At 69.2% G+C, this 20,645-nt stretch carries 25 protein-coding genes and 1 tRNA gene; 5 read left to right on the top strand and 21 right to left on the bottom strand.

Features of this window, described 5'->3' with window-relative positions; genetic code table 11:
* Positions 1-308: 308 nt before the first annotated feature.
* Complete coding sequence (locus ACSQ2F_RS19525; RefSeq protein ID WP_436025886.1) at positions 309-722, bottom strand: PaaI family thioesterase; 414 nt, start codon at positions 720-722, stop codon at positions 309-311.
* Between the two features lie 95 nt (positions 723-817).
* Between ACSQ2F_RS19525 and ACSQ2F_RS19520 the strand changes: the two genes are divergently transcribed.
* Both ACSQ2F_RS19520 and ACSQ2F_RS19515 read left to right on the top strand, forming a co-directional pair.
* Positions 818-2,173 (top strand): S1 family peptidase, encoded by a 1,356-nt coding sequence (locus ACSQ2F_RS19520; protein WP_436025884.1) that lies wholly within the window; start codon positions 818-820, stop codon positions 2,171-2,173.
* Positions 2,155-3,168 carry an FHA domain-containing protein gene (locus tag ACSQ2F_RS19515; RefSeq protein WP_436025882.1) on the top strand — a complete coding sequence of 338 codons (1,014 nt, stop codon included), beginning with the start codon at positions 2,155-2,157 and terminating at the stop codon, positions 3,166-3,168. The genes ACSQ2F_RS19520 and ACSQ2F_RS19515 overlap by 19 nt, the downstream gene beginning before the upstream one ends.
* Before the next feature lie 51 nt (positions 3,169-3,219).
* Here the strand turns inward: ACSQ2F_RS19515 and ACSQ2F_RS19510 are convergent, their stop codons facing one another.
* The 5 genes from ACSQ2F_RS19510 to ACSQ2F_RS19490 form a co-directional block, all read right to left on the bottom strand.
* Entirely contained in the window at positions 3,220-4,194 is a 975-nt protein-coding gene (locus ACSQ2F_RS19510; RefSeq protein ID WP_436025880.1) for a septal ring lytic transglycosylase RlpA family protein, read from the bottom strand.
* Positions 4,195-4,259: 65 nt separating this feature from the next.
* Positions 4,260-4,907, bottom strand: a complete 648-nt coding sequence (locus ACSQ2F_RS19505) for a DUF599 domain-containing protein (RefSeq protein ID WP_436025878.1) — start codon at positions 4,905-4,907, stop codon at positions 4,260-4,262.
* An 8-nt stretch (positions 4,908-4,915) separates the two neighbouring features.
* Positions 4,916-5,353, bottom strand: coding sequence for a DUF6691 family protein (locus tag ACSQ2F_RS19500; protein WP_436025876.1), 438 nt, complete (start codon positions 5,351-5,353; stop codon positions 4,916-4,918).
* A gap of 7 nt (positions 5,354-5,360) precedes the next feature.
* Positions 5,361-5,795, bottom strand: a complete 435-nt coding sequence (locus ACSQ2F_RS19495) for a YeeE/YedE family protein (protein WP_436025874.1) — start codon at positions 5,793-5,795, stop codon at positions 5,361-5,363.
* Positions 5,796-5,798: 3 nt separating this feature from the next.
* Complete coding sequence (locus ACSQ2F_RS19490; protein ID WP_436025872.1) at positions 5,799-6,125, bottom strand: metalloregulator ArsR/SmtB family transcription factor; 327 nt, start codon at positions 6,123-6,125, stop codon at positions 5,799-5,801.
* A gap of 61 nt (positions 6,126-6,186) precedes the next feature.
* Between ACSQ2F_RS19490 and ACSQ2F_RS19485 the strand changes: the two genes are divergently transcribed.
* Entirely contained in the window at positions 6,187-7,080 is an 894-nt protein-coding gene (locus ACSQ2F_RS19485; RefSeq protein WP_436025870.1) for an MBL fold metallo-hydrolase, read from the top strand.
* A 94-nt stretch (positions 7,081-7,174) separates the two neighbouring features.
* Here ACSQ2F_RS19485 and ACSQ2F_RS19480 read toward each other — a convergent pair.
* Positions 7,175-7,250, bottom strand: a tRNA-Arg gene (locus ACSQ2F_RS19480).
* Between the two features lie 115 nt (positions 7,251-7,365).
* Here ACSQ2F_RS19480 and ACSQ2F_RS19475 point away from each other — a divergent pair.
* Positions 7,366-7,911 carry a c-type cytochrome gene (locus ACSQ2F_RS19475; protein ID WP_436025868.1) on the top strand — a complete coding sequence of 182 codons (546 nt, stop codon included), beginning with the start codon at positions 7,366-7,368 and terminating at the stop codon, positions 7,909-7,911.
* A gap of 160 nt (positions 7,912-8,071) precedes the next feature.
* On the opposite strand, the gene ACSQ2F_RS19470 is transcribed toward ACSQ2F_RS19475, so the two are convergent.
* From ACSQ2F_RS19470 to alr, 14 genes are all read right to left on the bottom strand, one after another.
* A complete protein-coding gene (locus ACSQ2F_RS19470; RefSeq protein ID WP_436025866.1) occupies positions 8,072-8,620 on the bottom strand; it encodes a DUF2946 family protein in 549 nt (182 codons plus the stop codon).
* Positions 8,620-9,675, bottom strand: coding sequence for a YheT family hydrolase (locus tag ACSQ2F_RS19465; RefSeq protein WP_436025864.1), 1,056 nt, complete (start codon positions 9,673-9,675; stop codon positions 8,620-8,622). The genes ACSQ2F_RS19470 and ACSQ2F_RS19465 overlap by 1 nt, the downstream gene beginning before the upstream one ends.
* Positions 9,675-10,124, bottom strand: coding sequence for a YybH family protein (locus ACSQ2F_RS19460; RefSeq protein WP_436025862.1), 450 nt, complete (start codon positions 10,122-10,124; stop codon positions 9,675-9,677). Before ACSQ2F_RS19460 ends, ACSQ2F_RS19465 begins: the two co-directional genes overlap by 1 nt.
* A gap of 22 nt (positions 10,125-10,146) precedes the next feature.
* Positions 10,147-11,040 carry a formyltetrahydrofolate deformylase gene (purU, locus tag ACSQ2F_RS19455; protein ID WP_436025860.1) on the bottom strand — a complete coding sequence of 298 codons (894 nt, stop codon included), beginning with the start codon at positions 11,038-11,040 and terminating at the stop codon, positions 10,147-10,149.
* Positions 11,041-11,128: 88 nt separating this feature from the next.
* Entirely contained in the window at positions 11,129-12,142 is a 1,014-nt protein-coding gene (gene waaF / locus ACSQ2F_RS19450) for a lipopolysaccharide heptosyltransferase II (protein ID WP_436025858.1), read from the bottom strand.
* Positions 12,143-12,149: 7 nt separating this feature from the next.
* Positions 12,150-12,365: a zinc-finger domain-containing protein gene (locus ACSQ2F_RS19445; protein ID WP_436025856.1), complete on the bottom strand. Its 216-nt coding sequence runs from the start codon at positions 12,363-12,365 to the stop codon at positions 12,150-12,152.
* A gap of 17 nt (positions 12,366-12,382) precedes the next feature.
* Positions 12,383-13,306 carry a branched-chain amino acid transaminase gene (locus ACSQ2F_RS19440; RefSeq protein ID WP_436025854.1) on the bottom strand — a complete coding sequence of 308 codons (924 nt, stop codon included), beginning with the start codon at positions 13,304-13,306 and terminating at the stop codon, positions 12,383-12,385.
* Between the two features lie 39 nt (positions 13,307-13,345).
* Positions 13,346-13,762, bottom strand: a complete 417-nt coding sequence (locus ACSQ2F_RS19435) for a hypothetical protein (RefSeq protein WP_436025852.1) — start codon at positions 13,760-13,762, stop codon at positions 13,346-13,348.
* Between the two features lie 54 nt (positions 13,763-13,816).
* Positions 13,817-14,074: a DUF6587 family protein gene (locus ACSQ2F_RS19430; RefSeq protein ID WP_436025850.1), complete on the bottom strand. Its 258-nt coding sequence runs from the start codon at positions 14,072-14,074 to the stop codon at positions 13,817-13,819.
* A gap of 25 nt (positions 14,075-14,099) precedes the next feature.
* Positions 14,100-15,962: a ferrous iron transporter B gene (gene feoB / locus ACSQ2F_RS19425; protein ID WP_436025848.1), complete on the bottom strand. Its 1,863-nt coding sequence runs from the start codon at positions 15,960-15,962 to the stop codon at positions 14,100-14,102.
* The gene (locus ACSQ2F_RS19420; RefSeq protein WP_436025846.1) at positions 15,959-16,210 is read right to left on the bottom strand and encodes a FeoA family protein; all 252 of its coding nucleotides are present in this window, start codon (positions 16,208-16,210) and stop codon (positions 15,959-15,961) included. The genes feoB and ACSQ2F_RS19420 overlap by 4 nt, the downstream gene beginning before the upstream one ends.
* Positions 16,211-16,304: 94 nt before the next feature.
* Positions 16,305-17,660, bottom strand: a complete 1,356-nt coding sequence (gene radA, locus ACSQ2F_RS19415) for a DNA repair protein RadA (protein ID WP_436025844.1) — start codon at positions 17,658-17,660, stop codon at positions 16,305-16,307.
* A gap of 23 nt (positions 17,661-17,683) precedes the next feature.
* A complete protein-coding gene (arfB, locus tag ACSQ2F_RS19410) occupies positions 17,684-18,085 on the bottom strand; it encodes an alternative ribosome rescue aminoacyl-tRNA hydrolase ArfB (protein ID WP_436025842.1) in 402 nt (133 codons plus the stop codon).
* Positions 18,082-19,182: an alanine racemase gene (gene alr, locus ACSQ2F_RS19405; RefSeq protein WP_436025840.1), complete on the bottom strand. Its 1,101-nt coding sequence runs from the start codon at positions 19,180-19,182 to the stop codon at positions 18,082-18,084. Before alr ends, arfB begins: the two co-directional genes overlap by 4 nt.
* A 167-nt stretch (positions 19,183-19,349) precedes the next feature.
* On the opposite strand from alr, the gene lplT reads away from it, so the two are divergent.
* Positions 19,350-20,627 (top strand): lysophospholipid transporter LplT, encoded by a 1,278-nt coding sequence (gene lplT, locus ACSQ2F_RS19400; protein WP_436025838.1) that lies wholly within the window; start codon positions 19,350-19,352, stop codon positions 20,625-20,627.
* Positions 20,628-20,645: the final 18 nt, after the last annotated feature.

The raw sequence follows: 20,645 nt of genomic DNA, 5'->3' as shown, positions 1-20,645 counted from the left end.
GTCACACGGGTCTCGCGAGGCCATGCCTCAAAGGTCGAATCGCCCGCCTTGCCCACTACAACCACAACGCATCCACAAGGGCGATAGACCGCAACGTTCCAACGACGTCCAACCGGACTTGAAGCCGCCCTTGCCGGGCGGCTTTTTTTTGTTCGGCAGCTCGCGTTCATCGGCGCGCGAGGGGTCGCTCCGGACCTTGGCCCAGGCAAGAACGGGGTGGCAGACGCAATGCCGCCCTGGCCCGCTCAGACGGCGTTGGGCAGTGCCCCATCGACCGGGCCGGCGCGTGCGTCGCCCAACCCGCGCCCTCAAGCGAGGATCATCTGCGTGCAGCGAAAGAGCGCCACCTTTCGATCGTCCGCACCGCGCACGGTGGCGGACCACACCTGGGTCGTGCGCCCGAGGTGCTCGGCCACCGCTTCACAGTGGAGTCTTCCGTCGCGCGCCGTGCCCAGGAAGTTGCTCTTCAGCTCGATGGTGGTGAAATTGCGTGCGCCTGCCGGCAGGTGCGCGATGGTGGCGTAGCCCGCGCAGCTGTCGGCCAGCAGGATGACGCTGGCCGCGTGCAGGAAGCCGTTGGGCGCAAGCATCCAGGGCTGGACTTGCAGCTCGCCGCACAGCCGGCCTTCCTCGATCGCCGTGACCTTGAGGCCGAACCGGCCGGGCAGGTGATCGCCCTGAAGGGTGTCGAAGTGGGCGGGGGTCATGTCAGGGCGCAGCATCGGATCTCCTTCGCATGGGTCGCAGAGGGCCCTGCTTGCCAGCATAGCGCCGTGGCACGTGCAACGGCTGGCCGGGCCGCCCTAGAATGGGCTGCATGAATGATTCCCGCGGGTGGAGTGTCCTGGTGCTCGTCGCCGGATTGACTGTCGCGACCCCCGGGGCGGCCCAGTCCGTGCCGCCCCCCGTGCCCCCGCCGGCCCCCGCGGCCGCGGCCTCGGCGGTGCTGCCGCCGGTGTCGCTCTCGGCGCGCAAGGTGTACGAGCAGGCCCGTTCCCAGCTGGTGCAGATCCGCACGGTGCTCAAGGGCCAGGCGAGCCAGACCTCGGTGGGCTCGGGGTTCGTGGTCAGCACCGATGGGCACATCGTCACCAACTACCACGTGGTCAGCGAGGCGGCCCTTCACCCCGAACGGCACGACCTGGTCTACGTCACCGCAGACGGCAAAGAGGCCCCGGTGCAGCTGCTGATGATCGACGTGCTGCACGACCTTGCTTTGTTGAAGGCGGCTCCCCGGGAGCAGCCCTTCGAGGCATTGAGTTTCCGGCCACCGGGCCAACCCCTGGGTCAAGGGGAGCGCATGTACTCGCTCGGCAACCCGCTCGACGTCGGCTTCGCCGTCATCGAAGGCAACTACAACGGGTTGGTCGAGCGCAGCTTCTACCCGCAGATCTTCTTCGCCGGCTCGCTCAGCGGCGGCATGAGTGGCGGCCCTGCCCTGGATCAGGAAGGCCGCGTGATCGGCATCAACGTGGCGCGCCGGGTCGACGGCGAACAGGTCAGCTTCCTCGTTCCTGCGGAGTTCGCGGTGGCGCTCATCAAGCGGGGCCGCGCGGCGGAACCCATCAAGGCCAGCGTGTGGCCGGTGGTCGCCCAGCAGCTCACGGCGCACCAGGAGGTGCTCACCGATCGCTTCGTCCAGCAAGGCTTCAAGCCCGCCACGCATGCGCGGTATTCGGTGCCTGTGCCAGTCGACCGGTTCATGCGTTGCTGGGGCACGAGCCAGACCTCGCAGACCGGCGGGCTCGATTTCGAGCGCTCGGACTGCGCCATGGACACCCGAATCTTCGTGGGCGAATTCACCACCGGCGCCTTGCGCACCGGCCATGAGAGCTACGACGGCCGCAAGCTGGGCGCCATGCGCTTCGCCCAGCGCTACAGCGCGAGCTTCGAGAACGAGAGCTTTCGTCGCCTGTCGTCCGAGCACCAGACCAAGCCCCGCTGTCACGAGGACTACGTCGATCGCAACGGGCTGCCGCTGCGGGTCGTCGTCTGTCTGCGCGCCTACAAGAAGGTGCCCAAGCTGTATGACGCCTCGGTACTCGTGGCCACGCTCGACCAGCCGGCATCGGGCGTACAAGGCCGCTTCGACATGCAGGGCGTGAGCTATTCGAACGCCATGCGCCTCACCCGACATTACCTGGAGGCCTACGGATGGGCACGCTCGCGCTGATCGAGACGCTCGACCGGGACGGCAGCGTCCGGCAGAGCCACAAGGTGCAGGCCTGGCCCGTGCGCGTGGGCCGTTCGCTCGACAACGACATCGTGCTCGACGATCCCCATGTCGCGGCGTTCCACTTCACCGTCGATGCGAACGAGGACCACGGCGTATTCGTCGCGGTGGGCGACACGGTGAATGGCGTGACCGTGGGCGCGCAGCGGCTCGCCGCGGGCGAACGCTGGCACGTGGGCGCCCGGCCCGCCGACATCACGGCTGGCAGAACGCAGCTCAACCTGCGGCTCGCGGAGCACACGCTGTCGCCCGAGAAGGCGCTCACGGCCTCGCGCGTCTTTGCGCAGAGCCCGAGCGTGCTGCTGTGGCTGGTGCTGCTGAATCTGCTCTCGGTGGGCTTCACCACCTACCTCGCCACCGACCCGGAACTGCTGCCGCGCACCCTGGCGTCCAACGGCATGATGCTCGCGGCCATCGTGCTCGTGTGGTGCGGCGCCTGGACGCTGTTGTCGAAGCTGTTCACGCGGCGCGGCCACTTCGGCTGGCACCTGAGGGTGATGCTGACGGCCCTGCTGGCGCTCGAACTGCTGGGCTTCGTCGCATCGCTGCTGGGATTCGCGATGTCGTGGGACTGGCTCACGGCCTACGACTACATCCCCGAGATGGCGATCGCCGCCTTGGCGCTCTACCTGCACCTGCAGGCCGTCGAGCCGCACCGGCACCGCTTCACGCGCGGGTTCGCGGTCGGTGCGCTGATCATGGGCCTGGCGGTGGGCGCCTGGCGTCACTGGCAGGACCATGAGAGCCTCGCCAGCGAGCTCTACATGACCGCCTTGTATCCGCCGGTGTTCCGCGTGGCCGACGGCGTATCGGCGGACGCGTTCGTCGAGCGTCTGGCGCCGTTCGAGAAGGCCCTCGATGAGAAGGCCGCCGAGCCCACCGACCCGGATGACGAGGACGGTGAGGCCGAGGCGGAGGTCGAGTCGGGCAAGTGACGGCTCACCCAAACCGGGCCGGACGGGCCCGGGGTCCCTGGGTGCAACCGCTCAGCGCCGCTTCTCCACGATGACCGGCACGAGCTGCAGCGCGTCGCGAACGCGCTCCGCGGCGCTGGCAGCTTCACCTCGGCTCGGGTAAGGGCCGGCCTGGAGGCGAAACAGCGTCGGTTCGCTGAACACGGCAAGCAAAGGCGACAACCATTCCAGTTCCGTCGCGACGCGTTGCTGGAACTGCACGGCGCCCTCGCGCTGGCGGAACGCCCCGAGCTGGATCCAGTAGCCCTGGGCGGCGGCCGTATCGGCGCGCTCGGACGGCGCTGGTGCTGCGGTGGGTGCGATCTCCGGTGCTGCCTCGCCGCCCGTTGCTCTGGGCGGTGCTGGCGCCGGAGTGCCCGCGCTCGCGGTTGCGTCGTCCGGTGCACTGCCGTTGCGACGCCACGCGCCGGTACGGATGTCCTCGTGCGTGATGCGTTCGACCTCGACGGGTGCGATCCCGTTGTGCACTCCGAGGCGCATGGCCGCGGTGTAGCTCAGGTCGATCACGCGGCCGCGGTGGAACGGCCCGCGGTCGTTCACGCGCACGATGATCTCGCGGCCGTTGGCCGGGTTGCGCACCCTGGCATAGCTCGGGATCGGCATGGTCTTGTGCGCGGCCGTCATGGCGTACATGTTGTAGACCTCCCCGCTGGCGGTCCGGCGGCCATGGAACTTCTTGCCGTACCACGAGGCCAGCCCCCGTTCGGTGAAGCGGGTGTCCTCGCGCAGGGGCACGTAGTCCTTGCCGAGCACCTCGTAGGGCTTGTTCGGGCCGCCCGGGCGGATCGGCTCGATGCGCGGTTCGGCGTCCGGCACCTGCGACAGCCCGCTGGGCGGTCGGGCTTCGACCCCATCGCGCGACTTGTCGGGCCCCGAGGCGCAGGCCGCGAGCACGAGGGCGGCGCACAGCGTGGCGGCTCGCGCCAGCATGCGGCGGCCCATGGCGGTGGATGTTTCGGTGGACGGCAGGGTGGCGGTCAGGGTCATGCGGGGGGCCCGGGTTCGGGGCATTGTGCCAAAGCCCCGCCCCGCCCCCGCCACCCGGTGCGGGTTCAGGGGTCGGCCGATCCGCGCGGCAGGCGGTCGAATCCGCGCAGCACCCACGCCACGGCGATGGCCGCGACGGGACCTGCCGCGGGGTACAGGATGAAGGCGACGATCGGGACCACCAGGATCAATTGCCTCAGCCCCCAGGCGTAGAGGATGCCGGCCCGGCGCACGTAGGCGGATCCGGCGCTGAACCAGCGGCGCCGCGCCTCGGATCCCACAGGCATTCCGCCGACGAAGCCCGCGTGGTTGAAGTAGCGCACCGCCATCACGGAGGACACCAGCGAGGCGAACAGCAAGGCCAGCAGGATCAGCTCCATGGCGAGGCGCGGCGTGAAGCGCAGCCCCATGCCGCCCGCTGAAAAGCTGGCGTGCAGCGAGGGGGCGGCCAGTGACACGGTGCCCATCAGGGCGAGGACGGCGGTGGACGCCGTCATGGTGGCCGACATCAGCGAGTTGCGCAGCGTCTGCACGGCCAGCACCTCCGTGCCCGGGTGGGCCGAGATGGCGGCGAACCAGTCCTCGCGCAGCGTGGCATGGGCCGAGCGGGCCATTTCGTTCGGGCGTCGACGCTGCGCGATGGCCAGCGAGACCTCGTACGCGACGAGCACGGCCACCGTGGCGGCGGCGAAGATCCAGGCCAGTGCGTCCATGCGCCGACTCAGACTGCGCCCGGCGCGGCCAGCCGGCCCCGCCGCTCGAACCCTTCGAACGCGGCCATGCCGGCCAGCATCGCGGCCACGAAGACCACGGCCTTGCCCTGTCCCATCCCCAGGGCCACCAGGCCCGGACCGGGGCACACGCCCGCCAGACCCCAGCCGATGCCGAACACCAGGCTGCCGCCGATGAGCCGCCGATCCACGTCCCGCGCGGTGGGCAGGCGCATCTCGGCACCGAGCACCGACGCGGTGCGGCCGCGCGCCAGGGTGAAGGCGACCAGCCCGACCGCGATGGCGCCTGCCATCACGAACGCGAGGGACGGGTCCCATGGCCCGGCGAGGTCGAGGAAGCCCTGGACCTTCACCGGGTCGACCATGCCGGAGAGCAGCAGGCCGATCCCGAAGACCAGGCCGGAGAGGAAAGACGCCAAGGTGATCATGGAGACCTCACAAGCCAAGGACGTGCCGGAGCACGAACACCGTTGCGGCACCGGCCGCGATGAAGACCACCGTCGCTACGACGGATCGCGGTGACAGGCGGGAGATGCCGCACACCCCGTGGCCGCTCGTGCAGCCGGACCCATACCGCGTGCCGATGCCCACCAGCAAGCCGGCCAGCACGAGCATGCCGTTGCCCGCTTCGATGCGCGCGGCCGGCAAGGCGTTGAACAACTGGAACAGCAGCGGGGCGGCCACCAGTCCGGCGATGAAGGCGACCCGCCAGGCGATGTCGCGGTGGGCCGGCCGGAGCAGGCCGCCCAGCACACCGCTCACGCCGGCGATGCGCCCGTTGAGCAACACGAACATGGCCGCCGCGAGGCCGATGATGGCCCCGCCGGCGAGGGCGGTCCAGGGAGTGAAGGCATTCCAGTCGATCGTCACGTGTCACTCCTTCGGGCAATAGAGGCGGTACAGCACGGCCAGGATCTCGAGCAGTGCGGGGTCGGACACGCTGTAGTAGATGTTCTTGCCCTGGCGGCGGGTGGCGACCACGCCCTCGTTGCGCAGCACGCCCAGCTGCTGCGACAAGGTGGGCTGGTGGATGCCGAGGCGCGCCTCGAGCTCGCCGACCGAGGCCTCGCCGTGGGCCAGCTGACACAGCAGCAGCAAGCGCCCTTCGTTCGCCAGCACCTTCAGTGCGGCCACGGCGCGCGTGCTCGCGGCGCGCAAGGCTTCGGGGTCGATGAGTTCAGGAAGAGAGTGGGTGTCCATTGCATTCAGTATATGAACACATATAATGTCAGTCAATAGATTGATGAGCCGGAGACCCACCATGACCCCGTCCCCCCGTCCGAGCGCTCCGACCATCGAAGCCTTCTTCGACCCGAGGACCGGGACCGTCTCCTATGTGGTCGCCGACCCGTCGACGTCCCGCGCCGCGGTGATCGACCCAGTGCTCGACTTCGACTTCAAGTCCGGCCACACCGGCACGGCCAGCGTGGACCGCATCCAGACGCACCTCGCCGAACAGGGCCTGACGGTCGACTGGATCCTCGAGACGCATGCCCATGCCGACCACCTTTCCGGCGCGCGCCACCTGCAGGAGCGCGTCGGGGGGCGCATCGCGATCGGCGAGCACATCCGCGAGGTGCAGGCCACCTTCCAGCAGCTCTTCAACCTCGAGCGCGGCTTCTTGCCCGACGGCAGCCAGTTCGACCATCTCTTCAAGGACGGCGAGCGTTTCATGATCGGCGGCATCGAGGCCATGGCGCTGCTGGTGCCGGGGCACACACCCGCGGACATGGCCTATGTGGTGGCCGATGCCGTCTTCGTGGGCGACACGCTCTTCATGCCCGATGTAGGGACGGCACGCGCCGACTTCCCGGGCGGCAACGCGCACACCCTGTACCGGTCGATGCGGCGCCTGCTCGACCTGCCCACCGACACCCGCATCTTCGTGTGCCATGACTACCCGCCGGCCGGTCGCGAGCCGCGCTGGGAAACCACCGTGGCCGCGCAACGGCAGCACAACATCCACGTGCACGACGGCGTGGACGAGGCAAGCTTCGTCGCCATGCGGCAGGCGCGCGACGCCACCCTGGACGTGCCCACCCTGATCCTGCCCTCCATCCAGGTGAACGTCCGTGCCGGGCACATGCCTCCCGCCGAGGACAACGGCGTGGCCTACCTGAAGATTCCGCTGAACGCCTTGCCGGTGCGGCGCTGATCGAGGCGCTGGAGGAGCACCGCTCGGCCAACTCGCGGCGGCGTGCCGGAAACGAAGAAGCCACCTCGAAGGTGGCTTCAGTCGATGATGCGGTTGGCGCGTCCGGCTGGGATCGAACCAGCAACCCCTGCCTTCGGAGGGCAGTACTCTATCCATTGAGCTACGGACGCGAAGACCCGGATTCTATCAGCCTGCGGGCGAGGTTCTGAAGAAGCTGCTTCGAGCACTCTATAATCCCGCGGTTGTGCGCTTCCTTGCGCACGTTCCCCTGATGTCGAGGAATTCATGGCCGACGCCCACCAGACACCCGATCACGACAGCCCGCACGAAGGGCCCATCAAGACACCCAAGCAACTCGTCTGGGCCGTCGTATTCGCCTTCCTGGTGCCCATCATCGGCATCATCCTGTTGGCCAACTTCGTGGCGGCCGGCGACAAGCCGGCGGCCGGCAGCGACGGCATGAGCCCCGAGGCCGTGGCCAAGCGCATTGCGCCGGTTGCCGGCGCACCGGAAGTCAAGGACGCCTCCGACCTCACCACGCTGAAGAGCGGTGAACAGGTCTATACCGCCCAGTGCGCAGCCTGCCATGCCACCGGCGCTGCCGGCGCACCGAAGATCGGTGACGCCGCGGCCTGGGGTCCGCGCGTGGCGCAGGGTTTCGACGTTCTGCTGACCAGCGCCCTCAAGGGCAAGGGCGCCATGTCGCCCCAGGGCGGCGGTGACTTCAGCGATTTCGAGATCGCCCGCGCCGTGGTGCACCTGGCCAACCAGGGTGGTGCCAAGTTCGAAGAACCCAAGGCCCCTGCGGCCGCCGCGTCGGCCGCCCAGTGAGGCCGGGCCGCCTTGGCGGCCGGCCGCGGGGTTCAGCGGCCTGGCGCGTCGAGCGCCGCCCCGCCGGACGCTGAGCGCATGAAAAAAGCCGACCGTTCGCGGTCGGCTTTTTCATGGGCGCTTGCCGGTGGCGGACCGGCCGCGGGCGGTCAGCGATGGTTCATGCCGCAGTAGCCCGGGCGGCCTGCGGGCTGAGCACGTGGCTGAATCGCTCGGCCAGGGCATCGACGGTGCTGTGCTCGGGCGCCCAGTCGCCGTGTTCGACGGCGTCGGCCGCAGCCTCCATGTCCAGCGTGTGCACGATGCCGAGGCCCAGGTCGGTGGCGATGAAGAGCCGGTCGTGCTCGTCGAGCCAGGCCGACTCGAAGCGTGCCTCCCGGCCGGTGTGGCTGTGCAGCGTGGGCGCGGCACCGGCCTGGCCGACCTGCAGGCGCCACACCAATGGCGCTGCTTCGAGTTCGACGTAGACCCGCTGGGGTCCGTTCTGGAAGAACCAGCAGCCCGCCTCGTCGCGCTCATAGTTGCGCTCGATGAACTCGCGCAGTTTGTCGTGCTCGATGCGACTGCCCTTCACGCGCGGGAACGGCCCGGCGGCCTGGATGCGGTCATCACGCATGTACCAGTCGCCGCGCGCATCGAGCGCAAGCCAGCCGTAGCAGTCCGGCACGTTGGGCCACTTCTTCAACGCCGCCTTGACGATGTCGTCCATCACGAGCCTCCGGTCCTGGGGTCCCCATTCTGGCCCGCGGCAATAGCCATCCGGGCATGTCCGGTCATCCAGCCCATGACCTGCTCGGGCAGCGTGAGCACATGGCCCGGCCAACGCCCACGGGGAAAGCCGACGTGGCCGCCGTGCGGCGGCTGCCACAAGGTCACGAACGAGCCGACCTCATCCGGCTTCGGCAGCGAATGGCCCGGGACGAAGGGGTCGTTGCGGGCGTTCACGACCAGGGCCGGCACGCGGATGCAATGCAGGTGCGGCTTGGACGAACCGCGGGCCCAGTAGTCTTCGGTGCTGCGAAAACCGTGCAAGGGTGCGGTGAAGGCGTTGTCGAACTGGTACAGGTCACGCACGCGGCGCAATGCCGTGGCGTCCAGCAGCCCCGGGAACTGGGCGGCCTTGTTCAGCGCCTTCGGCAGCATCGACTTCAGGAACATGCGGGTGTAGATCTGCCGGTTGACGCCGCGCCCGATGGCCTCGCCGCCGGCCGCGAGGTCCAGCGGCGCCGAGACGGCGGCCACGGCCCGAACGCAGGCGCTGGCGGTGCCCCCCGCTTCCTCGGCCCAGCGCAGCAGCGCATTGCCGCCCAGCGACACGCCCACCGCAAGCAGAGGCCCGTCGTGCCGGGCGCGCATGCGTTGCAGGATCCAACCCACCTCTTCATGGTCGCCCGAATGGTAGGCACGTGGCGCGAGGTTCATTTCGCCCGAGCACCCGCGGAAGTGCGGCACGGCGTAGTGCCAGCCGTTCTCGCGCGCCCAGTTGGCAAAGGCCTGTGCATAGTGGCTGCGCGAGGACCCCTCGAGCCCATGGAACATCACCAGCAGCGGTCGCTGCTGCGGCAGTCCGCCTGGCGAGGCGGCTTCGGCCTCCTGCCAGTCGACGTCGATGAAGTCCTGGTCGGGCGTGGTCCAGCGCTCGCGGCGGTAGTGCGGCGCCGGGCCCTGGTAGCGGGCCGAAAAGAGCGCGGGCCAGATGGTCTGCAGGTGACCGCCGAGCGGGCCCTCACCGGCCAGCCAGCCCGGTGACCGGTAGCTCTCCATCAGTGCAGCACCGAGGGCGTGTCGCCGATCTCGGGCAGTTCCTCGGCGGTGCCGGGACTGGCGTGGTGCATGACCAGGCGCCAGCCCTGGGCGGTCTTCACGTAGACGTTGGTGGCGATGACCCAGGCCACCTGGGGCCCGTTCTCGGTCAGCGCCTGGATGCGCTCGACCACGCTGTGCACCGCGCTCGACGCCGTTTCCAGGCGGCGAACCTTCTCTGGCGTGACGTTCACCGAGCCGTTGCTGAACAAGGCCTCGAAGGCCGCGCGGATGGCGCCGGGGCCGATGACCCGCGGGCCGCCGGGGTGCACGCAGGCGATGTCGTCGTCGTCGGACCAGACGGCCATCAGGCGGTCGATGTCCCCGCGCTGCAGGGCCTCGTAGAACTGGTGCTCGATGTCGTCGGGCGAGGCCATCAGGGCGGCGTCGGGCGGCTTGGGTCGGGCCATGGGGGTCTGCCTTGGTTTGTCTTCAGTGGAAGACGACGGTCTTCTGGCCGTTGAGCAGCACGCGGTGCTCGACGTGCCAGCGCACCGCGCGTGCCAGGACCATGCACTCGACATCGCGGCCCACGGCCGTGATGTCTTGCGCGCTGAGCGAGTGATCCACGCGTGCCACGTCCTGCTCGATGATCGGCCCTTCGTCGAGGTCAGCCGTGACGTAGTGGGCCGTGGCCCCGATCAGCTTGACGCCGCGATCGTGGGCCTGGAAGTAGGGCTTGGCGCCCTTGAAGCTGGGCAGGAAGCTGTGGTGGATGTTGATGGCCCGCCCGCGCAGGAAGGCACAGAAGGCGGGGCTCAGGATTTGCATGTACCGGGCAAGCACCACCAGGTCGATCTCGTGCTCGTTCACCAGGGCCTCCACCTGCAGCTCCTGGGCGCGCTTGGCCTCGGCGCTCGCCCCGGCGGCCAGGGGCAGGTGGTGGAACGGGATGTCGTAGCGCTGGGCCAGGTCTTCGAAGGTCGGATGGTTCGACACGATGGCGGGGATGTCCACCTCGAGCTGCCCGGAGTGCCAGCGGTACAGCAGGTCGTTCAGGCAGTGCCCGTGCTGGCTCACCATCAGCAGCAGGCGCGGCCGGCGGGAGGCCGCGTGGAACTGCGCCATCAGGCCGAACTGCTCGCGCACGCTGGTGAAGAGCTTGTCGAGGGTGCCGACGTCGGCCAGATGAGGCGGCGCCTCGAAGTGCACGCGCATGAAGAACAGGCCCGTCGCGTTGCCGTCACCGTCGGTCGGAAGGTCGCCGAACTGCTGTGAGTCCAGGATGTTGCAGCCGGCCTGGTACAGCAGGCCGGACACCGCATAGACGATGCCCTTGGCATCGCGGCACGACAGGGTAAGGATGAATTCTTGCGCGCGGGACATGGTGGCTTTCAAGGAGAGGCCCGATTGTACGGAGGGGGTGGCGGCGGCGCGCCCCCCGCAACGGCGGGGCCCCGCGTCGCGCGCGGATTCAGGCCGCTGCGCCGTCTTGCAGCGCGTCGTCCAGAGCGGCACCCACCCGTTGCGGGCTCATGTCCACCAGGCAACGGGTGTGGCCATAGCGGCAGGTGCGCTCGAAGCACGGGGCGCAATCGAGTTGCAGTTCTTCCTTCAGCCACAGCACGCGCGCACGGGGGTTGAGCGGTGGCGTGTGCTCGGGGCTCGTGCTGCCGAAGGCAGCGACCTGCGGGATGCCGAAGGCCGCGGCGACGTGCATCAAACCCGAATCGTTGCTGACCACGCCCCGGGCCCCGGCGATGATGGCCATGGCGTCGATCAATCGGGTCTTGCCGGCCAGCGGCAGGCAGGCGCCCGGAGCGGCGAGCGCGATCTCCTCGCACAGGCTGGCCTCCTTGCCGGAACCCAGCAGCGCCACGGCAAGCCCGAAGCGCTCGTGCAGCGAACGGGCGAGCGTCGCGTAGTGCGATGCCGGCCAGCATTTGGCCGGCCCGTACTCGGCACCGGGTGCGAAAGCGAAGTACTGGCCCGGAGCGAGCCCCGCGCCGGCCGCGGCCTCTGCGATGCGGGATGGCTCGAAGTGGAGCTTCGGGCGTTCGCTCGCAGCTCCCGTTCCACCCGCGAGGGCACTGTAGAACGCCACCATGGGCGGGCGGCCGCCCGGGTTGGGGAGGCGGCGGTTCAGCAGCCAGGGACGGCCCTCGCCCTGGTAGCCGATGCGCTGCGGAATGCGGGCGAAGAAGGGGGTGAGGGCGGCCTTGATCGAGTTCGGCAGCACGTAGGCCACGTCGAAGCGGCCGCGCAAGGTGGCGGCCACCCGTCGCCGTGCCGACCAGTCGAGCCGGCCGTGTGCGAACGGCAGGTCGATCACCTCCTGCACCTGTGGCATCGCGTGGTAGACCGGCGCCACCCACGGCAGCGCCGCCACGGCGATGCGATCGCCGCGGGCTGCGAGGCGGGCGCACAGCGGCTCGGACATCACCGCGTCGCCGATCCACTGCGGCGCGATGATCAGCGTGCGAGCCATCCGGCGCTCAGTGGTGGCCGTGGACGACCTCGCCCGCCTTCAGGCGGTACAGCGTGCCGCAATAGGGGCACTTCACGCCGGCCGAGATGGCCACGTCGAGGTACACCTTGGGATGGTGGCTCCACAGCGGCATCTTGGGGTTCGGGCAGGCGACGACGCCGGGACCGTGCAGGTCGGACGCCAGCAGTTCGACCGCCTGGGTTGTTTTGGGATTGCTGCTCATGACGTGGGCGTTCCTTGTCAGACCTTGGTCAGCCACTCGGCGTACTTGGCGTTGCGGCCGTTCACGATGTCGAAGAAGGCCGACTGGATCTTCTCGGTGATCGGGCCACGCGAGCCCTGGCCGATCTCGATCCGGTCGAGTTCACGAATCGGCGTGACCTCGGCGGCCGTGCCGGTGAAGAAGGCCTCGTCCGCGATGTAGACCTCGTCGCGGGTGATGCGCTTTTCCACGAGCTTCAGGCCCAGGTCGTTGCAGATCGCGAGGATGGTGTTGCGCGTGATGCCGTTGAGCGCACCGGCCGACAGGTCGGGCGTGTACACGACACCGCCCTTGATGATGAAGATGTTCTCGCCCGCGCCTTCGCTCACGAAGCCGGCGGCGTCGAGCAGCAGGGCTTCGTCGTAGCCGTCGTCCGTGGCTTCCATGTTGGCCAGGATGGAGTTGGTGTAGTTGCTCACCGCCTTGGCCTGCGTCATCGTGATGTTGACGTGGTGGCGGGTGTAGCTGCTGGTCTTGACGCGGATGCCCCGCTTGAGGCCTTCTTCACCGAGGTACGCGCCCCACGACCAGGCCGCGACCATGAGGTGGATCTGGTTGCCCTTGGGGGAGACGCCGAGCTTTTCGGAGCCGATCCAGGTGAGGGGCCGCAGGTAGCAGCTCTCCAGCTTGTTCTCGCGCACCACGTCGAGCTGGGCCTGCATCACCTCCTCGAAGGAGAAGGGGATCTTCATGCGCAGGATCTTGGCGCTGTTGAAGAGCCGCTCGGTGTGCTCGCGCAGGCGGAAGATCGCCGTGCCGTTGACCGTGTTGTAGGCGCGCACGCCCTCGAACGCACCGCACCCATAGTGCAGCGTGTGAGTGAGCACATGGACCTTGGCGTCACGCCAGTCGACCAGTTGCCCGTCCATCCAGATTTTTCCGTCGCGATCGGCCATCGACATGGCAAGGCTCCTGTGGGATTCGGTGCAAAACCCGTGATTTTACGGACTTGGCGGGGCGGCGCCCAATTCTTCGCTGGAAGGCGCCGGCTCCGGTCGCGTCAGACGCCACGATTGGAGCCGGCCCGCGGGCATGTCGAGGGTCACGGTGCTGCCGCCCTCGTCGGTCCAGGTCCAGGTGTCGGTGCCGTCCAGCTGGCGGCCGAGGCTGCGGCTGTGCTGCAGCACCTCCAGCATGGTCATGCCGGGCTTGAGCCGGGCGTTGAGCATCACGGCGCTGGGCACCATGCCGACCGGCGAGCGGCCGGCGTTCTGCATCACGCGCATGGTGCGCCCGAACTGCAGCAGCAGCCAGAAGACCACGACGCTTGCAGCCATCACGATGCCCTGCCAGCCATACAGCTGCCAGCCGGCGGCCACGGCGAGCGCGGCGAGGATCCATCCCATGGTGCGGTTCATGACGGCGATGGTAGGGCGTGCCGGGCCGCGTCCGGCTACGGGGTCACCGCAGGATCAGCGGGGCTTGCGGACGAACTGGACGGGGCGGCTGCCGTCGGGCCGTGCGCCCGGGGGCGCGGCGGCGTCGCAGCCGTCGCAACCGCAACCGGGCGCCGAGCGGGCCAGCTTGCCGAGGCGGGCATGCCACGGCGCCGGCAAGGGCAGGTGCAGTGCGCGTGCGGCCAGCCGGCGGCGCCAGGCGGCCGGCATCAGTACCCAGGCTGCGTAGAAGGCGCAGCCCGCGACGATGAGTCCGACGATGAAGTCCTGCATGGAGTCCCTTTCAGCGTGCGCCGGCTCAGCCGGTGAGCCAGGCGGTGACGCGGTAGGTCACGAAGGAGGCGGCATAGGCCAGCCCGAACAGGTAGGCGGCCATGAGCACCGGGTAGCGCCACGAGTTCGTCTCCCGCCGGACCACGGCCAGCGTGGCGAGGCACTGCGGGGCGAAGACGAACCAGGCGATCAGGGCATAGGCGGTGGCCAGCGACCAGGTCTGGCTCACCACCTGCTGCAGCGACTGGGCCACCTCGTCCTCGTTGCCCGACAAGGCGTACACCGTGCCGAGCGCGCCGACGGCCACTTCCCGGGCCGCGAGGCCGGGCACGAGGGCGATGGAGATCTGCCAGTTGAAGCCGATCGGCTCGAACACAGTCTGCAGCGCCCGGCCCAGTTGCCCGGCGTAGCTCGACTGAATGGCCGTGCCGGGGTCGGCCCCGGGCGACTGCGGATAGCTGGCCAGGAACCACAACAGCACGGTCAGGGCGAAGATGATGCCGCCCACCCGACGCAGGAAGATGGTCGCCCGCTCCCACAGGCCGATCGCCAGGTTGCGCAGGTTCGGCCAGCGGTACGGCGGCAGTTCGAGCATCAACGGCTGGTAGTTGGACGCGCGCCAGATGCGCTTGAAGACCCACGCGACGGCCATGGCCGACACCACCCCGGCCACGTAGAGCCCGAACAGGGTCAGTCCCTGGAGGTTGAAGAGGCCCACGTCGCGCGCCGGCACGAAGGCGGAGATGAGCAGTGCATAGACCGGCAGGCGCGCCGAGCAGGTCATGAGCGGCGCGACCATGATGGTGGCCAGGCGGTCGCGCCAGTTCGGAATCGTGCGGGCCGCCATGATGCCCGGAATGGCGCAGGCGAAGCTCGACAGCAGCGGGATGAAGGCCCGACCCGACAGCCCGACCTTGCCCATCAGCGTGTCGAGGAGGAAGGCGGCGCGCGGCAGGTAGCCGGAGTCCTCGAGCAGCAGGATGAAGAAGAAGAGGATCAGGATCTGGGGCAGGAAGACCAGCACCCCGCCCGCGCCCGCCACCACGCCGTCCACCAGGAGGCTGCGCAGCGGGCCCTCGGCCATGTGCGCGGTGATCCATTCGCCGAGCCCGCCCATGGCGGCCTCGATGGCGTCCATCGGCACGGAGGCCCAGCTGAACACCGCCTGGAACATCAGGAACAACACCACTGCCAGAAGCAGGATGCCCCAGACCGGGTGCATGACGACTGCGTCGATGCGGTGATTGAAGCGCTTGAACTGGCGGGCGTTCGGCGCCACCAACGCCAGCAGCCGCCGCACTTCCGCCTGCAGTCCGGCCGGCGTGGCGGCCTCGGCGGTCGACGCCGGCGGCACCGGCCAGGCAGCCTGGCGTTCGAGTTGAGCCAGCAACGCATCGTGGCCCCGGCTCTTGACGGCCACGGTCTCGACCACGGGGACGCCCAGTTCGGCGGACAAGCGCGCCACGTCGATCGTCAGGCCGCGGCTGCGTGCCACGTCCATCATGTTGATGGAGACGATCATCGGGCGGCCCAGCCGGCGCAGCTCGAGCACGAGGCGCAGGTTCATCGCGAGGTTGGTGGCATCGACCACCGCCACGATGGCATCGGGCGCGGCTTCGCCGGCACGCTGGCCCATGACCATGTCGCGCGTCACCTGCTCATCGGGCGTGGCGGGCGTCAGGCTGTAGGCGCCGGGCAGGTCGATCACCGAGACCGTGCGGCCGTTGGCGAGCCGGGCGGTCCCGACCTTGCGTTCGACCGTCACCCCGGCGTAGTTGGCCACCTTCTGGCGTGCGCCGGTGAGAAGGTTGAAGAGGGCGGTCTTGCCGCAGTTCGGGTTGCCGACCAGGGCGATGCGCAAGGGCGGCGTGAGGGCTTCGGCGTTCATGTGGGCGTGACCTCCACGCACTGGGCTTCGACCAGGCGCAGGGCAAAGAGGCTCTCGCCGACCTGCACGGCGATGGGCTCGCGGCCCCCGGGGCCACGGCGCAACAGGCGCACCGGCTCTCCGGGAAGAAAGCCGAGTTCGGCGAGGCGGTAGAGGGTCAGGGGATCGATGCCGGGCGAGCCTGCACTCACGGCAAGCACGGTGCCCTCGGCACCGTTGGGCAGATCGGAAAGGCGGGGGCTGGACATGATGGCGCGGCGCCGCAGCTCAAGCGCGGCGCTGAATGATAACAACTCGCATTCATTATGCGACCCCGCCGAACGCCGCGGGTTCCTTTTTTTGTCAAAGGCTGCGCATCAGATCAATCGCCTGCTCGATTCGCTCGACCGGGTGGATCACCAAGCCCTCGATGGGCTTCTTCGGCACGTTGGCCTTGGGCACGACGGCCACGCTGAAACCCAGCTTGGCGGCTTCCTTGAGCCGCTCCTGCCCCCGGGGTGCCGGCCGCACTTCCCCGGCCAGACCGACTTCGCCAAAGGCGATGAAGCCCCGCGGCAACGGCTTGCCCCGCAAGCTGCTCTGGATCGCAAGCATCACGGCCAGGTCGCCCGCGGGCTCGCTGATGCGCACGCCACCCACGGCATTCACGAAGACGTCCTGGTCCATGCAGGCGATGCCCGCGTGGCGGTGCATGACGGCCAGCATCATCGCCAGGCGGTCGCGGTCGAGGCCCACGCTCAACCGGCGGGGGCTCGGGCCGCCGCTGTCCACCAGCGCCTGCACCTCCACCAGCAGCGGGCGCGTCCCTTCGAGCGTGACCAGCACGCACGACCCGGGCACCGGATCGCCATGGGTGGACAGGAAGATGGCGCTCGGGTTGGCCACACCCTTCAGCCCCTTCTCGGTCATCGCGAAGACGCCGATCTCATTGACGGCGCCGAAGCGGTTCTTGATGGCGCGCACGAGGCGGAAGCTGGAGTGGGTGTCGCCCTCGAAGTACAGCACCGTGTCGACGATGTGCTCCAGCACGCGGGGGCCGGCCAGTGCGCCTTCCTTGGTCACGTGGCCCACCAGCACGATCGCCGTGCCGGTGCTCTTGGCGATGCGGGTGAGCTGCGCGGCGCATTCGCGCACCTGGGCCACCGAGCCGGGAGCCGAGGTGAGCTGGTCGCTGTAGACGGTCTGGATGGAGTCGATCACGCAGACCGCCGGCTGCTCGGCCGTGATGGTGGCGGCGATCTTCTCGAGCTGGATCTCGGCCACCACCCGCACCCGGGAGCCGTCGAGCCCCAGGCGGCGGGAACGCAGCGCCACCTGCGCACCCGACTCCTCGCCCGTCACGTACAGCGTGCGCATGGATTTCGACAGCGCGTCGAGGGCCTGCAGCAACAGGGTGGACTTGCCGATGCCGGGGTCGCCCCCGATGAGCACCACGCCGCCCGCCACGATGCCGCCGCCGAGCACGCGGTCGAGCTCGTCGAGGCCCGTGGGCTGGCGATCGACGTCGGTCGCTTCGATCTCCGACAGCGTGGCGACCGGCTGGGGGGCGGCGAGCGACTGGTAGCGATTGCGTGAAGGCGCCTCGGCGACCGATTCGGTCAAGGTGTTCCAGGCGCCGCAGCCCGGGCACTTGCCGAGCCACTTGGGGCTGGTGGCACCGCATTCGGTGCAGGTGTAGATGGATTTGTCCTTGGCCATGCGGCGATTGTCGCCGCCCGCCTTCAGTCGACCACCTTGCCGCGCCCCGCCTTCACCTGGGCCCGGATGCCCTTGCTGTCGAGGCGGCGCCGTTTGGAGGCGAGCGTCGGCCGCGTCGGGCGCCGTGGCCGCGGTGGCACGGCCACGCTGTTGACGAGTTCGTTCAGGCGCGCGAGTGCGTCCTGCCGGTTGGCGTCCTGGCTGCGCGAGGTCTGTGCCTTGATGACGACCACGCCCTCCGCGGTGATGCGCTGGTCAGCCAGGGCCAGCAGCCGTTCCTTGACCGGCTCGGGCAGCGACGACCCCCGGATGTCGAAGCGCAGGTGCACCGCGCTCGAGACCTTGTTGACGTTCTGCCCGCCGGCGCCCTGCGCACGGATGGCGGTCAGCTCGACCTCCGCCGGATCGACTTCCAGGCGGTTCATGGGGTCTGGCGCACCGGCACGCGGGGCGCCACCGCGCACATCAGTTCGTAGCCGACCGTGCCGGCGGGCAGGGCAACCTCGTCGATGCCCAGTTGCGCGCCCCCGGGGCCCTGGCCCCACAGCGTGACTTCGCTGCCCACGCCGGCGTTCGGCTGGTCGGTCAGGTCGACCGTCACCATGTCCATCGACACCCGGCCCACGAGGCGGGTGCGCCGACCATCGACGAGCACCGGGGTGCCGGTCGGCGCCGACCGGGGGTAGCCGTCGGCATAGCCGCAGGCCACCACGCCGATGCGCATGGGGCCGGGAGCCACGAACGTGCCCCCGTAGCCCACGGCGTCGCCTTCGGCCAGCGTCTGCGTCGCGATGATGCGGCTGCGCAGGGTCATGGTGGGCTGGAGGTCCCAATGGGTGATGTCGTGCGTCGGGTGATCCGGCGAGGCGCCATACAGCATGATGCCCGGACGAACCCATTCGCCGCGCACCTCCGGTTCGCCGGCCGCGTGGCGCAGCGTGGCGGCGCTGTTGCACAGCGAGCGGTCCCCCGGCAGGTCGGCGGTCGCGGCGGTGAAGCGCGCCATCTGCGCGGTCACGCCCCGAGGGCCATCCGCCTCGGCAAAGTGCGTCATCAGGGACACCGTATCCACCTGCGTCAGACCCGAGAGGCGCAGCCACGCGGAGCGGTAGGCCGCAGGCGTGAAGCCGAGCCGGTTCAGCCCGCTGTTCATCTTCAGGAAGACGTGGTGCGGCCAGGTGGTCTTGTGCTGGGCCAACCAGTCGATCTGCGCTTCGTGGTGCACCACATGCCACAGGCCGAGCCGTGAGCAGGCCTCCAGGTCACGCGCGTCGAAGCAGCCTTCGAGCAGCAGGATGGGTCCGCGCCAACCGAGGCGCCGCAGCACCTCGGCCTCGGCGATGTCGAGCAGCGCAAAGCCGTCGGCGCCGCGCAATCCCTCGAAGGCAAGCGGAATCCGGTGGCCATAGGCGTCCGCCTTGACCACGGCCCACACCTTGGCGTCGGGTGCCATCCGGCGCGCCTGCACCAGGTTGTGGGCGAGTGCCTCCGTGTGGATCAGGGCTTCGATGGGGCGCGGCATGAGCGAATTCTGCCAGTCCGGGGCGGGGTCGGGGCCCTGCCCCGGAGGGAGGCGACGCAGGGGCGCGTGCTATAACGCCGCCGCAGGAACCAGCACCACCGTCAACCGACGCCGCACGACAACTGACCGGGCCCACCCGGCCGACCTGAAGCGCATCAGCAGAGCGAATGAAAAAAGGCTTCTACACCATCATGTCGGCGCAGTTCTTCAGCTCGCTGGCGGATCAGGCGCTGCTGGTCGCCGCCATCGAGATGCTGAGGACCACGGCATCCCCCGCATGGATGACCCCGGCGCTCGGCCCGATGTTCGCCCTGTTCTACGTGATCCTCGCCCCCTTCGTCGGCGCCTTCGCCGACGCGATACCGAAGGGCAAGGTGATGTTCTACTCGAACCTCGTCAAGCTGGTGGGCTGCGGCATGATGCTGTTCGGCGTGCATCCGCTGCTGGCCTACACCGTCGTCGGCCTGGGGGCTGCCGCCTACTCCCCGGCCAAGTACGGCATCCTCACCGAGCTGCTGCCGAACTCCCAGCTGGTCAAGGCCAATGGCTGGATCGAGGGCCTCACCATCGGCTCCATCATCCTCGGCCTGCTGCTCGGCGGGCAATTGGTCGGGCCGGTGCTCTCGGGCTACCTGCTGCAGTTCGACCTGCCGGTGCTGCAGACCGGCATCGACTCCGCGCCGGAAGTCGCGATCACCGTGCTGATCGCCGTCTACATCCTGGCTGCGATCCTGAACCTCTACATCCCGCGCACCGATGCGCCGCTGCAGCCGCTCGCCCACGGCGCCGTCGGCCTGGTGCGCGACTTTGCCGCCTGCAATGCCCGGCTGTGGGGTGACAAGCTCGGCCAGATCTCCCTGTCGACGACCACGCTCTTCTGGGGTGTGGCCGGCAACCTGCGCATCATCGTGTTCGCCTGGGCGGCCGTGGCGCTCGGCTATGACACCACCAAGGCCTCCTCGCTGGTCGGCGTGGTGGTGGTGGGCACGGCACTCGGTGCGGTGGCGGCGTCCATGAAGATGCGCCTTGACCAGGCGACCAAGGTGATCCCGCTGGGCATTGCGATGGGCGTGCTGGTCATCGCGCTGAACGTGATCGACAGTCCCTGGGTGGCCGCGCCTTTCCTCATCGTGCTGGGCGGCCTGGGCGGTTTCCTCGTCGTGCCGATGAATGCCCTGCTCCAGCACCGCGGCCACAACCTGATGGGGGCAGGACGCTCCATCGCCGTGCAGAACTTCAACGAGCAGGCCTGCATCCTGGCGCTCGGCGCCTTCTATGCCGGCATGACCAAGCTCGGCTTGTCAGCCTTCGTCGCCATCTCGGTGTTCGGCCTGGTGGTGGCGGGCATCATGTGGATCATCGGTCGCTGGCACAAGCGCAACCTGGTCCAGCACCGTGACGAGGTCGAGCACCTGCTGGCGCTGGCGCGCAGCGACAAGCACTAGGCGCGTGGCAACAGAGCG

This window comes from Rhizobacter sp. LjRoot28, from assembly GCF_964253025.1.
Lineage (GTDB): Bacteria > Pseudomonadota > Gammaproteobacteria > Burkholderiales > Burkholderiaceae_C > Rhizobacter.
This window is presented reverse-complemented; position numbering and strand designations above follow the sequence as displayed.

Coding starts and splice junctions, on each gene's coding strand:
- ACSQ2F_RS19525 (WP_436025886.1), bottom strand. CDS start 722: ATGCTGCGCCCTGACATGACCCCCGCCCACTTCGACACCCTTCAGGGC.
- ACSQ2F_RS19520 (WP_436025884.1), top strand. CDS start 818: ATGAATGATTCCCGCGGGTGGAGTGTCCTGGTGCTCGTCGCCGGATTG.
- ACSQ2F_RS19515 (WP_436025882.1), top strand. CDS start 2,155: ATGGGCACGCTCGCGCTGATCGAGACGCTCGACCGGGACGGCAGCGTC.
- ACSQ2F_RS19510 (WP_436025880.1), bottom strand. CDS start 4,194: ATGACCCTGACCGCCACCCTGCCGTCCACCGAAACATCCACCGCCATG.
- ACSQ2F_RS19505 (WP_436025878.1), bottom strand. CDS start 4,907: ATGGACGCACTGGCCTGGATCTTCGCCGCCGCCACGGTGGCCGTGCTC.
- ACSQ2F_RS19500 (WP_436025876.1), bottom strand. CDS start 5,353: ATGATCACCTTGGCGTCTTTCCTCTCCGGCCTGGTCTTCGGGATCGGC.
- ACSQ2F_RS19490 (WP_436025872.1), bottom strand. CDS start 6,125: ATGGACACCCACTCTCTTCCTGAACTCATCGACCCCGAAGCCTTGCGC.
- ACSQ2F_RS19485 (WP_436025870.1), top strand. CDS start 6,187: ATGACCCCGTCCCCCCGTCCGAGCGCTCCGACCATCGAAGCCTTCTTC.
- ACSQ2F_RS19475 (WP_436025868.1), top strand. CDS start 7,366: ATGGCCGACGCCCACCAGACACCCGATCACGACAGCCCGCACGAAGGG.
- ACSQ2F_RS19470 (WP_436025866.1), bottom strand. CDS start 8,620: ATGGACGACATCGTCAAGGCGGCGTTGAAGAAGTGGCCCAACGTGCCG.
- ACSQ2F_RS19465 (WP_436025864.1), bottom strand. CDS start 9,675: ATGGAGAGCTACCGGTCACCGGGCTGGCTGGCCGGTGAGGGCCCGCTC.
- ACSQ2F_RS19460 (WP_436025862.1), bottom strand. CDS start 10,124: ATGGCCCGACCCAAGCCGCCCGACGCCGCCCTGATGGCCTCGCCCGAC.
- purU (WP_436025860.1), bottom strand. CDS start 11,040: ATGTCCCGCGCGCAAGAATTCATCCTTACCCTGTCGTGCCGCGATGCC.
- waaF (WP_436025858.1), bottom strand. CDS start 12,142: ATGGCTCGCACGCTGATCATCGCGCCGCAGTGGATCGGCGACGCGGTG.
- ACSQ2F_RS19445 (WP_436025856.1), bottom strand. CDS start 12,365: ATGAGCAGCAATCCCAAAACAACCCAGGCGGTCGAACTGCTGGCGTCC.
- ACSQ2F_RS19440 (WP_436025854.1), bottom strand. CDS start 13,306: ATGTCGATGGCCGATCGCGACGGAAAAATCTGGATGGACGGGCAACTG.
- ACSQ2F_RS19435 (WP_436025852.1), bottom strand. CDS start 13,762: ATGAACCGCACCATGGGATGGATCCTCGCCGCGCTCGCCGTGGCCGCC.
- ACSQ2F_RS19430 (WP_436025850.1), bottom strand. CDS start 14,074: ATGCAGGACTTCATCGTCGGACTCATCGTCGCGGGCTGCGCCTTCTAC.
- feoB (WP_436025848.1), bottom strand. CDS start 15,962: ATGAACGCCGAAGCCCTCACGCCGCCCTTGCGCATCGCCCTGGTCGGC.
- ACSQ2F_RS19420 (WP_436025846.1), bottom strand. CDS start 16,210: ATGTCCAGCCCCCGCCTTTCCGATCTGCCCAACGGTGCCGAGGGCACC.
- radA (WP_436025844.1), bottom strand. CDS start 17,660: ATGGCCAAGGACAAATCCATCTACACCTGCACCGAATGCGGTGCCACC.
- arfB (WP_436025842.1), bottom strand. CDS start 18,085: ATGAACCGCCTGGAAGTCGATCCGGCGGAGGTCGAGCTGACCGCCATC.
- alr (WP_436025840.1), bottom strand. CDS start 19,182: ATGCCGCGCCCCATCGAAGCCCTGATCCACACGGAGGCACTCGCCCAC.
- lplT (WP_436025838.1), top strand. CDS start 19,350: ATGAAAAAAGGCTTCTACACCATCATGTCGGCGCAGTTCTTCAGCTCG.